The organism is Nocardia bovistercoris, from assembly GCF_015674855.1.
GTDB classification, from domain to species: Bacteria; Actinomycetota; Actinomycetes; order Mycobacteriales; family Mycobacteriaceae; genus Nocardia; species Nocardia bovistercoris.
Window position 1 is genome coordinate 1 of record NZ_JADMLG010000028.1, and the last position, 13,943, is coordinate 13,943.

Annotated in this window: 11 protein-coding genes; 5 read left to right on the forward strand and 6 right to left on the reverse strand. The window is 67.7% G+C overall.

Annotated features, from left to right (window positions below; all coding sequences use genetic code 11):
• Positions 1 to 206 precede the first annotated feature (206 nt).
• Positions 207 to 713, reverse strand: coding sequence for an LppP/LprE family lipoprotein (locus IT779_RS35955; RefSeq protein WP_196153970.1), 507 nt, complete (start codon positions 711 to 713; stop codon positions 207 to 209).
• A 1,172-nt stretch (positions 714 to 1,885) separates the two neighbouring features.
• Positions 1,886 to 2,752, reverse strand: a complete 867-nt coding sequence (locus IT779_RS35960; RefSeq protein ID WP_332839122.1) for a DUF6585 family protein — start codon at positions 2,750 to 2,752, stop codon at positions 1,886 to 1,888.
• Positions 2,753 to 2,854: 102 nt separating this feature from the next.
• Here IT779_RS35960 and IT779_RS35965 point away from each other — a divergent pair, with 102 nt between their 5' ends.
• The 4 genes from IT779_RS35965 (at position 2,855) to IT779_RS35980 (ending at position 8,253) form a co-directional block, all read left to right on the forward strand.
• A complete protein-coding gene (locus IT779_RS35965; protein WP_196153972.1) occupies positions 2,855 to 3,541 on the forward strand; it encodes a hypothetical protein in 687 nt (228 codons plus the stop codon).
• Positions 3,542 to 4,401: 860 nt separating this feature from the next.
• The gene (locus IT779_RS35970) at positions 4,402 to 5,412 is read left to right on the forward strand and encodes a hypothetical protein (RefSeq protein ID WP_196153973.1); all 1,011 of its coding nucleotides are present in this window, start codon (positions 4,402 to 4,404) and stop codon (positions 5,410 to 5,412) included.
• Positions 5,413 to 6,371: 959 nt separating this feature from the next.
• Positions 6,372 to 6,620 (forward strand): hypothetical protein, encoded by a 249-nt coding sequence (locus IT779_RS35975; protein ID WP_196153974.1) that lies wholly within the window; start codon positions 6,372 to 6,374, stop codon positions 6,618 to 6,620.
• 694 nt (positions 6,621 to 7,314) lie between these two features.
• Positions 7,315 to 8,253 carry a MerR family transcriptional regulator gene (locus IT779_RS35980; protein ID WP_196153975.1) on the forward strand — a complete coding sequence of 313 codons (939 nt, stop codon included), beginning with the start codon at positions 7,315 to 7,317 and terminating at the stop codon, positions 8,251 to 8,253.
• A 448-nt stretch (positions 8,254 to 8,701) separates the two neighbouring features.
• Here IT779_RS35980 and IT779_RS35985 read toward each other — a convergent pair whose 3' ends face one another.
• Positions 8,702 to 9,889, reverse strand: coding sequence for an MFS transporter (locus IT779_RS35985; protein ID WP_198429318.1), 1,188 nt, complete (start codon positions 9,887 to 9,889; stop codon positions 8,702 to 8,704).
• A 56-nt stretch (positions 9,890 to 9,945) separates the two neighbouring features.
• On the opposite strand from IT779_RS35985, the gene IT779_RS35990 reads away from it, so the two are divergent.
• On the forward strand, positions 9,946 to 10,506 hold the full coding sequence (locus tag IT779_RS35990) for a TetR/AcrR family transcriptional regulator (RefSeq protein WP_196153976.1): 561 nt from the start codon (positions 9,946 to 9,948) through the stop codon (positions 10,504 to 10,506).
• A gap of 318 nt (positions 10,507 to 10,824) precedes the next feature.
• On the opposite strand, the gene IT779_RS35995 is transcribed toward IT779_RS35990, so the two are convergent.
• The 3 genes from IT779_RS35995 to IT779_RS36005 all read right to left on the reverse strand — a co-directional run bounded on the left by IT779_RS35995 (position 10,825) and on the right by IT779_RS36005 (position 13,744).
• Entirely contained in the window at positions 10,825 to 12,555 is a 1,731-nt protein-coding gene (locus tag IT779_RS35995; protein ID WP_196153977.1) for a SulP family inorganic anion transporter, read from the reverse strand.
• Between the two features lie 75 nt (positions 12,556 to 12,630).
• Positions 12,631 to 12,960, reverse strand: a complete 330-nt coding sequence (locus tag IT779_RS36000; protein WP_196153978.1) for an ArsR/SmtB family transcription factor — start codon at positions 12,958 to 12,960, stop codon at positions 12,631 to 12,633.
• Between the two features lie 529 nt (positions 12,961 to 13,489).
• Positions 13,490 to 13,744 carry an IPT/TIG domain-containing protein gene (locus IT779_RS36005; protein WP_196153979.1) on the reverse strand — a complete coding sequence of 85 codons (255 nt, stop codon included), beginning with the start codon at positions 13,742 to 13,744 and terminating at the stop codon, positions 13,490 to 13,492.
• Positions 13,745 to 13,943 lie beyond the last annotated feature (199 nt).

Here is a 13,943-nt window from a genome sequence, read left to right on the forward strand (position 1 = left end):
CGCCGGCAACAAGACCCTCACCGCCGCCGACCCGCTACCGACCGACCTCGCCGAAGCACTCACCAAAATCCACGGATCCGCCGGGCCAAACCCGGCGGACTTGCACACTAACCTGTCCTAACTCGGGTGGTGCCCTCATCGGTGAGGCGTTTCGAGCGTCGACTCGGGCGCGATGGCGGGCGTCTGTGAGTCACCGCGGTGATCGGCTACCGCACTGGAAGGCCGACCTCGTTCGGAATGGCCGGGTTCGGGGTGATCGTGTCGCCGTCGGCGCCGAGGGTGAAGGTGATGACGGTGGGCCCGCCCGCGGGGCAGCAATTCGGCTCGTCGGCATCGAGCCACCGGTATCGCACCTCGACGGTGCGGTCGGAGGAACCGACCACCTCGGTGTAGGGGGTGGCGGCGGTTGTGGCGGTGCCGAGGTAGCCGGCGTGGGCGAAGAACAGAACATGGCTCGGTGAGCTGGCTGTTCCGTGCGGGGTGCCGACGAGTGCCCAGAGCAGGGCGGGACAGGAACCGACGGCGGCGTCGGACGTGCGTTCCACCGCGAACGGATTCCCACCCGGTGCGAAGCCGAGGCTGCTGATCGCCGCCGCGACCAAGGGGGAATTCGGGTCGAGGCATCGGCCCGCGCCCGCGGTCACCGGACCGTCGGGCACCTGCGCCGATGTCGGTGCGTCCGACGTCGGCGGGGCGGGTTCGGGTGAGCTCACCGGTGACGGTCCCGATTGCCCGGACCCGGTCGATGCCGGACCGCCTTGTGGACTGTTGCCATCCTGCGAGTTTCCCCCTGGCGCCGAACCACCTTGTCGATCTCCACCGGACGCGGTACCGGATCGGGTCGTGCCGTCCGGCTTTTCCGGCGCCGTCGTGGCACCGGACCTCGGTGTCACGGTCGCGACCGAACTCGTGCCGTCGTCGCAACCCGCGATCAGCGCGGCCGTCGTCAAAGCTGTGAACAGTACACCGATTGTCTTCTTCATTGTCGCCTCCCCGTTGAAATCCCCGACGTAGACAGAGTCGTCGTACGGGCGGAGTCGTTACGCCCCGAAATGTGGGGGCACCTCGGCCATGGGTGGGCGCGGCTGCTCGACGGCCCGAGGTTCACCGCCGTTCAGCCGAAGGAGTACGAGAGGTACATGGACACCACCCGTGGTTCGGACATTCGAGTTGCTCGACGAATCCTGAACATCGCGCCCCCGCTGATCAGTTCGCGTCGGCAGGGCGGTGATGAGCTTGCGGGCGGCCGCCCGAGTGAGTCGGCGCACGGTCCGGCCGGTTGCCTCATGCGCCGATGCCTGTTCCCTTGAACGTCCCCGCGTACAGCCTCGTCGCCGACACGCCGACTACGAGCCGAGACCCTCGATGTCGTTGTGCGCCAACGACGGCCGGTCTCGACGGTCGGTGAGGGACGGCGGCCCGGTCCTGCGTCCGGCCGGCATTCGCGGCAGCGACCGGGCGGTGCTGGTCTGCCGGTCACTACCGCGCACCGTTCGCGGTGTCCGGATCCGACGCACATCCGAGCGCCGGCGGTTCCTCGGCACGGGCGCGGGATCCGAAGAGCAGGCGAGGTGACATCCGATCCCCGCGCGCCGCCTGCGATCTCAGGATCTCGATGATCCGGTCCCTGCCGAGCGCCCTGCTGTGGTCCGGCCGCGCGGGCCGCGCGTCGGTCCACCTGCGGCGGCGCCGCTCGGCGGTGTTGTTCGTGGTCGCGTCGCGGGCGTTGGATCGCGGTCGCGATCCAGGTCGTGCGTTCGGCGTCGGGGATCTGTTCGCGCTCGTGGGCGATCAGCCGTTCGGCGGTCGTGTGGTTTCCCGTCCTCTTGGCCGGCAGCGATCGGATGTCTTCGGGCGCGCCCGGGGATGCGGTGGTTGCCGGATATCACGCCGGGGCGGGACCCTGCCCGCGACTGTCTGCTATCAGTTGGTCTGCCAGGGCCAGGAACACGCACAGGTTGGGAATCTTTGCCAGCGATGTACTGGTCAGCGGCAGCCATCGCCCGTCCACGTGCGCCCACAGACGTCCGTTGATCACCGCGATCTGGTTGACCTGTGACCACAGCACCGAGTTCCGGTCGGCGCCGCAGCCGCGCGTGGTCAGCCACAATTTTCCGAAACTCACGTGGTCGTCCCGGTACAGTTTTTCGGTCACCGAGGGGAGCTGAGCCCTTGCCAGGTCGTGCTCGATGGCCGGGCCCCACCGGGTGACCTGCGGAGCTTCTTCGTGGGTCAGCGACAACCGTTTGCCCTCGACGTCGACCAAGTCGTAGCGGTAGGTGGTCTTGAGCTCGAGTAGCCCGTAGAGCATGTGTCGGACCAGTTCTCGATGGATCACGGTCGTGTCGTAGCGTACGCAATGCAACTTGCCATAGTCCGCGAAAACCAGGCCGCGCTCGTAGAGATCCAGCCGCACCGCCCGGAGTACGGGTTTGCCGAACGTGCCCCGGTACAGCCCCGTGACGAAGGTATACCCGGGCAGCGCGACGAACGGCGCCACGCACAGCAGGCCGAACGCGCAGCCTGCCATGTCGCCGGGGCGATCCGTGACGGTGATGAATTCGTTGATCAGCGCGACCGCGCACGCCAGGGCAGTTGCCGCTATCAGCCCGAAGATCAACGTCCACACCTCGATCCTGGGGCGCGTACGCGCGAAAACCGCACGGTGACCACCCAGGTCGGCGTCGTGTGCGGTCCGGTGTACCCGCGCCAGCAGTTCCGGGGCCTCGTATGCAGGCGAACCGTCGACCATCACGCTGCCACGCTCGCATTACACCGATGCCGGATCATCCGAAATCCCCCTCGCCCCAGACTGATCGCCTGAATCCGAAACAGAAGTGTATCGGCCCCAGGCGTGGATGTGTGGTCGTTACATGCCTCTCAATGCCCGATCGAGCTGCCCGCCTACCTGCGCGCGGACTCCACCTTCGTCGAGCCTGTTGTCGGTTCAACGTTGTGTCCTCACAATGACGTGGTGGTGTTTCGCGCGTCGTGGCGGCGGCTGACCGGGGCCGATCCGGAGGACAGGATCATCGGCTGGTTGCGTCGTGGCGACGTCGACCGGCTGTGCCGGAAACTGCGACGTCGCCCGACGCATCGATACATGATCCGGGCGCTGACCTGGATCATGACCTCCTCACCGGACCCGGCGGCTTCTGTGAAAGCCCGCCACGCCTTGGCACAGGCGTGCGCGGGCAACACCGGTAAAACGGGCAACGCTGTACTGCACGAGATCCTCGAGTGCTTCGTCGACCGCGATCTGTCGGGGTGGCCAAAGGAATTCGAGTTCGTCCCGAGCGCGGCATTCGTGTCGTTTCTGTTCGCGCCGCTGCCGGATCCGGATCTGTGCTCGTACCTGCCGACGTTGCGAGTGGTCGAGGCGGCCGCCACGATGCGGCGTGAGCAGAAATTGTGGCTGATCCGGACCGTGTCGCGTGGTCCGGTGAGGCGAAGCTGTCCGGTATGGGCGCGTTCGCCGACCGATGCCGCCGGGTCCTGGCTACTCTGGAATCCGCGGACGCCCGCGCGTACCTGTGTCTGAGCATCCTGCATCACTGGACGAGCAAGGCGCCGCTGGCGCGTGAGATCGTGGTCGAACCCGGTTGGACGCGAGACGAGGACCCTGTGGCATTCATGTTCCTGACCGAGCAATGGGACCGCTACGACGCCCTCGACCCCGACGGATCCCGGCTGCGCGCCTTCTGCCACAGCAGCGCCGACTACGTCGACTCCTATCGGTCGGCGATCCAGCAGATCGCCCACCGCACCCACCGCCCCGACCCCTACCCGCCGCCACCCCCGAAACCCCGAGACGACCACGACGACCTCAACGGCGAAGGCGGCTGCGGCGCAGGGGGAGGCGGTTGCGGTGGCGGCTGCGGCGGAGGCGACTGCCCCCCAAGGGCCCACACCGCCGGACACACGAGACTCACACGCGCTCAGCCATATTCACGGGCGCACGCATCGACAGTGCGTGTGTGCCTTGCCGGTGCGTCCCCGCAGCGGTGAGAATCCGGGCATGGGTTTGACCCTGATGGAGGCGGTGTCGAATTGATGTTCTGGTTCTGCGACGAGGCGAGACAGCGTCGGGTCGAGCGGTGGTTCGCCGAGGAAAATGTCAGGGGGCTGCGCCGGGAATTCAGACGTCGGAACACACCGCGGGCGCTGTCGGCGCTCACGGGCATCATGGCCCGCGGACCGGACGGCTCGGCCTCGGATCGAGCCCGGGGCGTTCTCGAGCAGTTGTGCCTCGATCCGGAGGTCCTCGCGGGGGTGCTCGACTGTGTGGTCACCGGCGAGGACGACAGATCTTCTCGGGCACGGCAGCACGGTTGCGGCCTGACACCGGCGGCGGTGTCGTTTCTTCTCGCGCCCGCACCGAAACCGCAACGATTCCCCTCTATGCCGAAGGTGCGCCTGGTGGAGTACCTCTCGTCGAACCGGGACACTCGGGCGCTCACCGCATGGCTGGCGGCCGTCGTCTCCGACGGAACCGACATCACCGAGGATCCCGCGCGTCGCGGCGTGGCGGGATTTCTCAGCAGCACCGATCACCCCGCGCTGCTCGAGGCACTCGAAGCCAGGTTCGACCACCTCGTCACCGAAGCCATCGCCGAGAAACACGGCGGGCGACCACACGGGCACCCCACCCCACCCATTCCCGACGCTCTGCGCCGATTGTGGACACCGCAGGGGCGACCGACACCGTTCACCCGGATCCTGCTGGACAATCCCTTCCTGCCGCGACACCTCGGACCCCGGCCCGAGGCATGGCGTTACGCCGCCCGCGGCCACGTTCTGGAGGCAATCGTGCACAACCGGTCGGACCTGGTGCGCGCCCACCGGCACCAACACGGCCCAGCGGGATGGGTCCGGGATCTACTCGACGGCGCACAACTGGGAGCGCCACCGGAAATAACCGCTCGCTGCGAACAAGTGTTACGCACCCTCGAGGGCGGCGAAGCCCGCGAAGCGCTGTGCGACATCGCCGTCGACGAGTTCGCCCGCCACACACGCCACGCACGCGAGATCGTCCTCGCCACCGGCTACACCTGGTCAGGAGAACAGCGCAGCGCGGCATTCTTGTTCCTCACCGAGCAATGGACCCGCTACGACGAACTCGACCCCGACGGGACGAAACTTCGCGCCTTCTGCGAACGCGACGAGACCCTGAGCCCCCGCCGACACCGGCCCTGTTGCCAACTAATCGCTGAGATCGCGGTCCGCACCCAACGCCCCAACCCCTGCGATGAGGACTTCTGGAACCACTACCCGAGCCGCACCCGGCGACCCGGTGACGCCCGCAGCGGCAGCGGATTCAACGCCGGTTTCGGGGGCGGTCGCGCCGGCGGGAGCGGGGTCTGCGGCGGAGGCGGCGGTGGATGTGGGGGAGGTGGCGGTGGCGGTGGCTGAGCCGGGAACGGACACCGCCGGAGACCCGCCGCACTCCGACGAGAACAGTACCCGCCGGGCCCGGTGCCACGGCCACCGCACCATCGAAGGTCGCCTTCGGCCCGTCACCGGTGATCCGCCTGATCGGTGACCCACGCCGCCAACTCCGACTCCGCATTTGCGAACGCGACCAGACCGTTCAGGTGATGCCGGAGACGGTCAGCGGCCGCGCTGTCGTGGTCGTATCCCCGGAGGTCGGACCCTCTGGCGCGGTTGATCCCCGGCGGGTGGGGCGAGCCGGGGTCGACCGATCTCGGACCGGGGGCCCGTCCTGTCGCACGGCGCAGGGCGCGAGGTCGGTGCCGCCCCTCGAACGGGGCAGGGCTGGTCGGTGTGGTGTGCGTTCGATCTTCGCGATGACATGCGCGGCGTCGGCGCGGTGGCGTCGAGGTCGGTTCCGCCGTGGTCGGCGGCTTCGGAACCGGAGGCCAACGGTGTTGTGCAGCGGCGGTATTCGGCGGCGGTCGCGAACGTGGCGGGGCTGATCCGTGCTTCGAGCAACGCCGGTCGCAGGGTGAGCGGGTCGTCGTCAGGGGTGAGCCGACAAGCGGGTGCGCTCGATGTCGAGGCTCGGCGGCATCGACATGGGCCGTTGTTCGTCGCGAGCTATCGTCGACACATGGCGGCGGTGAAGGTGGCAGATGCCAGGCGGCACATAGGCGAGCACGTCAGCGCTCTCATCGTGGAAGCCTTCACCCGCCAGGTCGAGCGGAAGCGGTCTCGCTCCGACCGCCGAGACGAGCCGCCGCCCGCCAACCCCGGCCATGACCCGACGCGGGTTCCACCGGTGCCGGTGACCCTCGTCGAGAACCGTCCGTCCTACACCGGCCAGGCGAGCTCGATATTCACCTGGAAAGCCGAGACGGGCGAAGCCCCGTACCTCATCTACCACGTCACCGGCCGCTGGCACACCCCATGTCGTGCGTCCCGGCTTCGCCGTGCTCGGCGCCTACCCGGTGCTCGACATCGTCGAGGCCACCGACGACGGGCTACCCAGCCTGATCAAGGCCGTGGAACTGTCCGGATACTTCGACTCCGGCATGCACGGCTGGCGAGGGTGGGGCAACGACATCACGTGCACGGTGGTCTGGGATGGTGACGAGCCGGTCGTGGAACCGCTGGACGCCCACGGAAACCCTCGCGGTGTCCGGCTGTTCGGGACGCTGTAGGTAGACCTACCGATCCGCTCGAACATCGAACTTCGTTGGAATTTCGGCGCCGGTTCGCGCCCCCCCATATCCGGTGCCGAGCCTGATATGGACCAGCTGCCGAGGCTTCGCGGGTGTCGGCTGCATCGCGGAGTTCCCGGATTGGACACTGCCACCAGCTATTTCGTCCCTGGCTCGGTCGGCGACGTGCCGGAGACGTTGTCGGGCTACACCAGTGTTTCGCCCTACGCACCGGTTCGCTCGACAAAATCGGCAAGGCGACGACGCTGTCGTCGCGGCAAAGCCCGCTGCGCACCGACGGCACAGGCAGCCTGGAGCCGTTCGATTCGGTTCAAGCGCGGCTACTACTCACCAGTGACAGAAGACCCGCTGGGCCGAGAGTACGTCGGCTTCTTCCCGCGTATGACCGAAGTGGAACCGAATTGTTCGACCTCGCCAAGGTATCGATCACCCGATACCGGTATCGCGGCGACACGATTCCCAACCCCTACGCCGTGGCCGACCACGCCTGAGAGCAGACTCCGTGGAGAGCCCGATGCGTGGAGACACGCGCCCTGGGTTCCGCGAGCGGACCGCACACGACAGCCTGCGGCGAACGCATGACAGGCGGCAGAAGCGGATGTTCGCGGCCCTGGTGCCCCGGGGCGGGGTGTCGACTTGAGTCTCCATCAGGTGGAGACATCAAGCTTGGGGCATGGACGACGAAATGCTCTTCACGATCGGGGTCCTGGCTGAGCGGACCGGTGTGACGGTCAAGACGATTCGGTTCTACTCCGACAAGGGGATCATCCCGCCGACCTGTCACAGCCCGGCAGGCTACCGCCTCTACGACATCGACGCTCTGGTGCGTCTGGAACTGGTCAGGACACTGCGCGAACTGGAAATCGACCTGCCCACGGTGCGGCGCATCCTGGCCCGTGAGGCCTCGTTGGCCGCCGTCGCCGCAGCACACGCGGCCGCTCTCGATGCGCAGATTCGGGTTTTGCGGCTACGGCGCGCGGTGTTGCGGGCGGTGGCGAACCGGGAATCGAATCCAGAGGAGATGGACCTGATGCACAAACTGGTGAACCTGACCCAGGCCGAACGGCACCGTTATATCCACGACTTCATCGATGACACCTTCGGCGGCGTCGATGCCAATCCGGCCATAGTGGAGTTGCTGCGCTCGAGCATGCCCGACCTTCCCGAGGATCCCTGCGCCTCGCAGGTCCAGGCGTGGATGGAACTCGTGCAGCTGGTGCAGGACAACGACTTCCGGACAGTAGTGCGGCGCATGGCTGAATACCAGGAGAGACAACGAGCCGACGGGGACGACACCGGGCTGCATCACGACCTGACCGAGACCGTGCGCGACGAAGTCGGCCGAGCGCTCGCCGCGGGCATAGCCCCGGACACCTCCGAAGCCGCAGATGTCGTCGACACTCTGACCGCGAGCTACGCCGAGACCTTCGGCAGACCCGATGACTCCGATCTGCGGCGTTGGGTGCTCGAGCGGTTGGAAGTCGCCGACGACGCTCGGGTGACGCGTTATTGGCAATTGGTGGCGATCATCAACAGCTGGCCGCCGATGGCGGACCTGGAACCGGTCTTCACCTGGTTCGCCCGGGCCCTGCGCAGCCACCCAGCCAAGTAACCAACGAGACAAGGAGGCCTACGACCTGGGCGGGCGCGGCATGAACGCCCAGTTATCGGGCTCTGCGGCAGTCGCGAAACCGTGACCGGCAAGCCTACGGCCGCCTCCTTCGCACCGGTAAGGAGTCTCCCGGCATGACCCTCCGCGAGCCCGAAGCATCTCCGCTGCGCGCATTCTCGCCGTGCTCGTCACCGCATCTGGGGCCGATTACCTCATCTGTGCGACCCAGCACAAACCCACGGCCTTTTCGCGTCAGCGACGCTGAAACACCGTGAGTTCCCGCCGAAATGGCTTCGATCCGGCTGAACCCACGGAAGTCGTGTCGGTAAGGATCGTGTCACCAGGTACATGAAGATTCTTGTAGGCCCTGTACCGAGGTGATACATGAGCCCACCAGAACGGGATCTCGAGACGGCTACGCCCGCTCGTTCGCCATGCCGATGACCGCCTACGGAGCCCTTCTCTGTCGCCCGAGGGCAAGGGTGAGTAGCAGGCCCGTCATGCTGATCGCCGCGGCGGCGGGTCCGAGCCACGATGTGGTGGTGTCGTGGTCGATGAGGCCGCCGACGGCGCCGCCCAGCGATATTCCGAGGTAGATTGCCGAGGAGTTCAAGCCGAGGAGTACCGCGGCCGCGGTGGGGGCGTGGGTGACGAGGCGGCTCTGTTGGGGGACGACGGGCAGCGAGACACAGATGCCCCAGAACAACATCCATACGGCCGCGGTGGCCATGGTGCCGTCCGCGAGGGGGGTGAGCGCGAGCGCGACGGTCGCCGCGGCGAGACCGCCCGCGACGACTCGCCGCGGTGGGTAGGCATCGGCGAGTCGGCCCGCGAGGGTGTTGCCGACCATGTTGCCGATACCCCAGATCAGCAGCAGGATGGTCAGCGCCGGGAGCGAACCGCCCGTCGCGTCGGCGAGTGCGGGGCTGATGTAGGTGTAGAGCGTGTGGGTGCCGCACAGGGCGAGCACGGTGACCGCGAGCAGTGCGACGGTGCGGGGATCTCGAAGAGGCGCCAATCTGGCGGTGAAGCTGTCGGCGGGTTGGGTGATCTTCGGCAACCAGAGCCAGTTTCCCAGTGCGGCGAGCGCGCCGACCCCGGCGACCGCCCAGAGTGTCCATCGCCAGTCCAGACTGCCGATGAGTGTGCCCGCGGGCAGGCCGATCGCGATGGCGAGGGTCAGTCCACCCATGACGAAGGCGAGTGAACGTCCTTGTCGGCCTTCGGGAGCGACCGCGGCCGCGGCGCTGAACGCGGCCGCGCCGATGAGTCCGCCGCCGACAGCGGTCACGACGCGGGCGCCGAGGACGATCTCGTAGTTCGGGCCGGCTGCGGTGGCGGCGTTGCCGAGGACGAAAACGGCGAGCCCGACCAGCAGGGCGGTACGCCGGTCCCATCTGCTGGTGAGCGCGCCGAAGGTCGGCGCCGAGATCGCGAAGGCGAGCGCGAAGGTGGTGACGAGTTGTCCGGCCGTCGACACACGGACGTCGAGGTCCGTCGCGAGCTGCGGCAGAACACCCGCGATGACGAATCCGTCGGTGCCGACGGCGAAGGTCGCCAACGCCAGGCACAGCAGCTGTCGGTGCGGCATGCGGCGAGTCGCCGCCCGAGTCGGTAGACCAATCGGTGTACTCATGGCTCAAGTAGATAGACCGGTTGATCTACTGTCAAGAGCGTGGCATTCTGGTGGGCATGCAGGCCAAACCCGGACCGCGCGAACGGCTTCTGTCGGCCACTCGCGAACTGACGTACTCGCAAGGGGCGCACGTGGGCCTGGACGCGATCCTGCGTGCCGCGCAGGTCGCGCGCCGATCGGTATATCAGCATTTCGGCGGCAAGGACCGGCTCGTCGCGGAGGCGCTGGACACGACCGAAACGCTGACCCGGCTGCGTGCGGTGATGGCGGCCGCGGGTGACGATCCCGCGGCCCGGGTATTGGCTGCCTTCGACGACCTGCGGACCATGACCGCCGATCCCTCGTTCCGAGGCTGCCGCTACACGGCAGCGGAACTGGCACTGCCCGCCGCCGACCACCCGGTGCACGTTGTCGTGCGCGACTACAAGCGAGAACTGCACGAGGTGTTCGAAACCGAGCTCACCCGGCTCGGCCACCCGGACGCGGTACTCGGCGCCACCCAGCTCGTCGTGCTCATCGACGGCGTCCTCGCGCTGGCCGTGACGCGACCCGCCTCCGATCCCGCCCTTGCCGCCCGACCGCTCGCCGAGATGATCGTCGCTGGGACCGCACGGTAATCGAGGTGTCGTCCGGTCGGTGGACGTGCTCGGCCTCGGCCGCCGCTCACGCCGCCGCAGGACCCGACACCGGGCCGGTCGCGTTGACCGCGCGCGGCAACGAGACGTTCGCCAACGGCAACACCGTATCGATGCGCGACACCGGATTCCAGGACACCGCCGCCATCGCCCGAGTGCACGAGAGATCGCGGTGCCGCGGGTCGGAGCGAACTACACCACAACGGCGTCGCCCCTGGCCGGACCGCGGGGCCCGGGGTGTTCGGGCGCGAGTACATCCGGTGGGGTGTTCGGTGGCCGAGTGCGTCGGCGCGACGGTCGTCAACGGTCTTTCGTGGCGCCGAGCAGCAGATCGCGGGCGTGGGCGATGGCGTCGGGGGTGTGTTCGAACAGCCGGGGGGCGCCGCCCGGCGGGAGGGCGCCGATCGCGGCCAAGCGCTGGTGGTGATCGGCGCGCAGACCGGACATGAGCACGGTGATGTGGCGGTGTTCGAGTTTGGCGATGGCGTCTTTGAGCACGAGGGCGCCGGTGGTGTCGAGGGCGGTGATGTGGGACATGCGCAGAACGACGACATGGACGTCGGACACCTCGGCCAGTTCGAGGAGGAAGCGGTGGGCCGCGGCGAAGAACAGGGGCCCATCGATGCGGTAGGCGACGATATGATCGTGCAGTAGTCGGTGTTCCTCGACCAGGTGAGTGGTGTCCTCGGTGGGGCGCTCGAGCGGGATCTGCTGCAGCTTGGCTTCTTTGGCGACGGCGCGCAGGGCGAGCACGACGGCGATGCCGACGCCGATCGCGACGGCGGTGACCAGGTCGGTGGCGACGGTGACCGCGAAGGTGATGATCATGATCGCGGCGTCGGGTTTGGAGGCGCGGGCGATCGCGGCCAGTGAGGCGGTCTCGACCATCCGCACTGTGGTGGCGAGAAGCACGCCCGCCAACGCCGCGAGGGGGATGTCGGCCACGAGGCCCGCGCCCAGGTAGATGATCGCGGCCAGCACGAGGGTGTGGGTGAGAGCGGCGAGGCGGGTGCGGGCACCGGCGCGGAGGTTGACCGCGGTGCGGGCGATCGCGCCGGTGGCCGGGACGCCGCCGAACAGTGGGGCGGCGAGATTGGCCAGCCCTTGCCCGAACAGTTCCCGATCGGGATCGTGGCGGGTGCCAACGGCCATCGAGTCCGCCGCGGTCGCCGACAGCAGCGACTCCAGCGCGGCCAGCGCGGCCACCGCGAACGCGGGACCGATCAGGGAGCCGAGTTGCTCGAGGTGCACGAATCCGAATGTGGGGGCGGGTAGTCCGCTGGGGATCTCCCCGATCGGGGTGAGGTCCAGGTTCAACGTTTGCGCGACGACGGTGGCGAGAGCCACCGCGATCAGCGCCAGTGGCAGCTTCGGCAGATACCGTCCCGCGGCCAGGACTGCCGCCGCGACCAGCAGTGCGGTCGACAGCGACACATGGTTGGGGTGTGCGGTGTATTGCCGTACGGCGTCGAGGGCCGACTGCCACACCTTCTTGCCCTCGGCGTCGGCGATGCCGAGGGCGAGAGGGAACTGTTGCAGGGCGATGACGACGGCGATACCGGCGGTGAAGCCCTCGATCACCGGTGCGGGCATGTACCGCACGGCCCGGCCGACCCCGGCGATCGCGAGCGCCACCAGCACGAGGCCGGCCATCACACCCACGGTCAGGACCCCGCCTGCGCCGTGGCGGGCGAAGATCGGCACCAGGACCACGGTCATCGCCCCGGTCGGCCCCGACACCTGGAACCGGGACCCGCCGAAGACCGCCGCGACCGCACCGGCGACGACCGCGGTCGCCAGACCGGCGGCCGCACCCAGCCCGGAGCTGATACCGAACCCGAGCGCCAGCGGCAGCGCCACCAACGCGACCATCAGCCCCGACAGCAGGTCCGCGCCCGGTGCCCGGACCGCCGGACTCCAGTCCGACCACGACGGCAGGAGAGCGCGGACGGTCACCGAGCAGCTGCCAGACGTGTCTTCAACACCGCGAGCTGTTCGCGCAGCTGCTCGGGCAACGAATCTCTCCTTCATAAATATGTAAGTAATTAGTTTAGAAAAACTGCAATCTATGGCCAGGTGCACACTCCTCGAGGACGCCCGACCGGGTTACGCCGAGTGCTCGAGGGCCTCGACCTGCCCGGCGACGACGCCGGTGAGGATCACCCGTGCCGTGGCGAGCAACTCGGCGACCTCGGGGCTGGCGAGCTCATAAGTCACCGACAGACCCTCACGGCGGGCGGTCACCAAACCGGCACGGCGCAGGATGGACAACTGCTGCGACAAGTGCGCCGCCTCCACGCCGATCTCGATCAACATCTCCGACACCGCGCGCTCACGCTCGCTGAGTAGTTCCAGGACGCGGATACGCACCGGGTGACCGAGCGTTTTGAAGAAGTCGGCCTTCATTTGGTAGAGCGGCCTGCTCGATCCCGGCATGGGTCGGCCCACTCCCTTCCGACGACGACCGGTTCCGGCGACGGGGTCACCAGACTTACTGATTGCGAAGTTTAGCAAATAGTATAGCGGTCCTAGGTCGGGCACCGGCTCGATCGCTCATTCGCCCGGACCCGACGGTGCGGGCAGGTCGACGACTGTGCCCGTGATCGCCGGGCTGATGACACCGGAGGCAGGCACGACGGACAGCACCCTCGCGCGCTGACGGACATCATCACTGCACGACGCCTGACACACGCACGCCGAACAACCCATCATCGCGCTCACTCGCGACGGTCGGCCGGGCCATGCCAGAATACGAGCGTCTGTCACCTGCGTTCCCTGGAAACTCCATGACATCTGACCCGATCGAGAGGATCGGGACCGACCTGAGCCTGGACAACGTCCGCCCTCGCCCTGGGTTTTCTCTGACACGTGTCTCGAACACCTTGCGACGACCCCGAATTCGACTCCGGCACGCGTGCTCGTCGTCGGCGGGCCGGTCGCCCACCGACGGCAAGCTCACGCCCGCTCAGACGTAGGTGAAGGGCAGCGCGTTGCTGACACCGTTCGACTCCACCGCGACGGTGACGTCCACCGTCCCTGTTCCAGTCGGGGCGACCGCCGTGATCTGGGTGTCGGAGTCGATGGTGAACGTGGTCGCCTGCGTGCCGAAACGCACCGTCAGCGGACCGACATCGGCGAACCCGGAGCCGGCGATCACCACAGTGGTGAAACTCGTCGCCGGGCCGGAATCGGGTGTGAGGGAAGTGAGTGCAGCCGCCATGGTTCAACTCCCAGCCGAATAGAGTGAAATAGACTCTTTCGCAACGGATATCGACCTATCACGACAACCGCTACCTATCCAGTAAGCCTGTTCCGCCGGCACTTCGACAAGAGATCCGAAGTCCGGTTTCGTCCGGTTTCGACGCGATGTCGAGCCCTCCGGAAACCCGGAGACCTCGGGGCGGACGTGCGTGGAACCG

Bases quoted from the DNA above. Each gene is read 5' to 3' on its own strand.
- IT779_RS35960 (WP_332839122.1), bottom strand. From the start codon at position 2,752: ATGGTCGACGGTTCGCCTGCATACGAGGCCCCGGAACTGCTGGCGCGG.
- IT779_RS35970 (WP_196153973.1), top strand. From the start codon at position 4,402: ATGCCGAAGGTGCGCCTGGTGGAGTACCTCTCGTCGAACCGGGACACT.
- IT779_RS35980 (WP_196153975.1), top strand. From the start codon at position 7,315: ATGGACGACGAAATGCTCTTCACGATCGGGGTCCTGGCTGAGCGGACC.
- IT779_RS35985 (WP_198429318.1), bottom strand. From the start codon at position 9,889: ATGAGTACACCGATTGGTCTACCGACTCGGGCGGCGACTCGCCGCATG.
- IT779_RS35990 (WP_196153976.1), top strand. From the start codon at position 9,946: ATGCAGGCCAAACCCGGACCGCGCGAACGGCTTCTGTCGGCCACTCGC.
- IT779_RS35995 (WP_196153977.1), bottom strand. From the start codon at position 12,555: ATGAAGGAGAGATTCGTTGCCCGAGCAGCTGCGCGAACAGCTCGCGGT.
- IT779_RS36000 (WP_196153978.1), bottom strand. From the start codon at position 12,960: ATGCCGGGATCGAGCAGGCCGCTCTACCAAATGAAGGCCGACTTCTTC.
- IT779_RS36005 (WP_196153979.1), bottom strand. From the start codon at position 13,744: ATGGCGGCTGCACTCACTTCCCTCACACCCGATTCCGGCCCGGCGACG.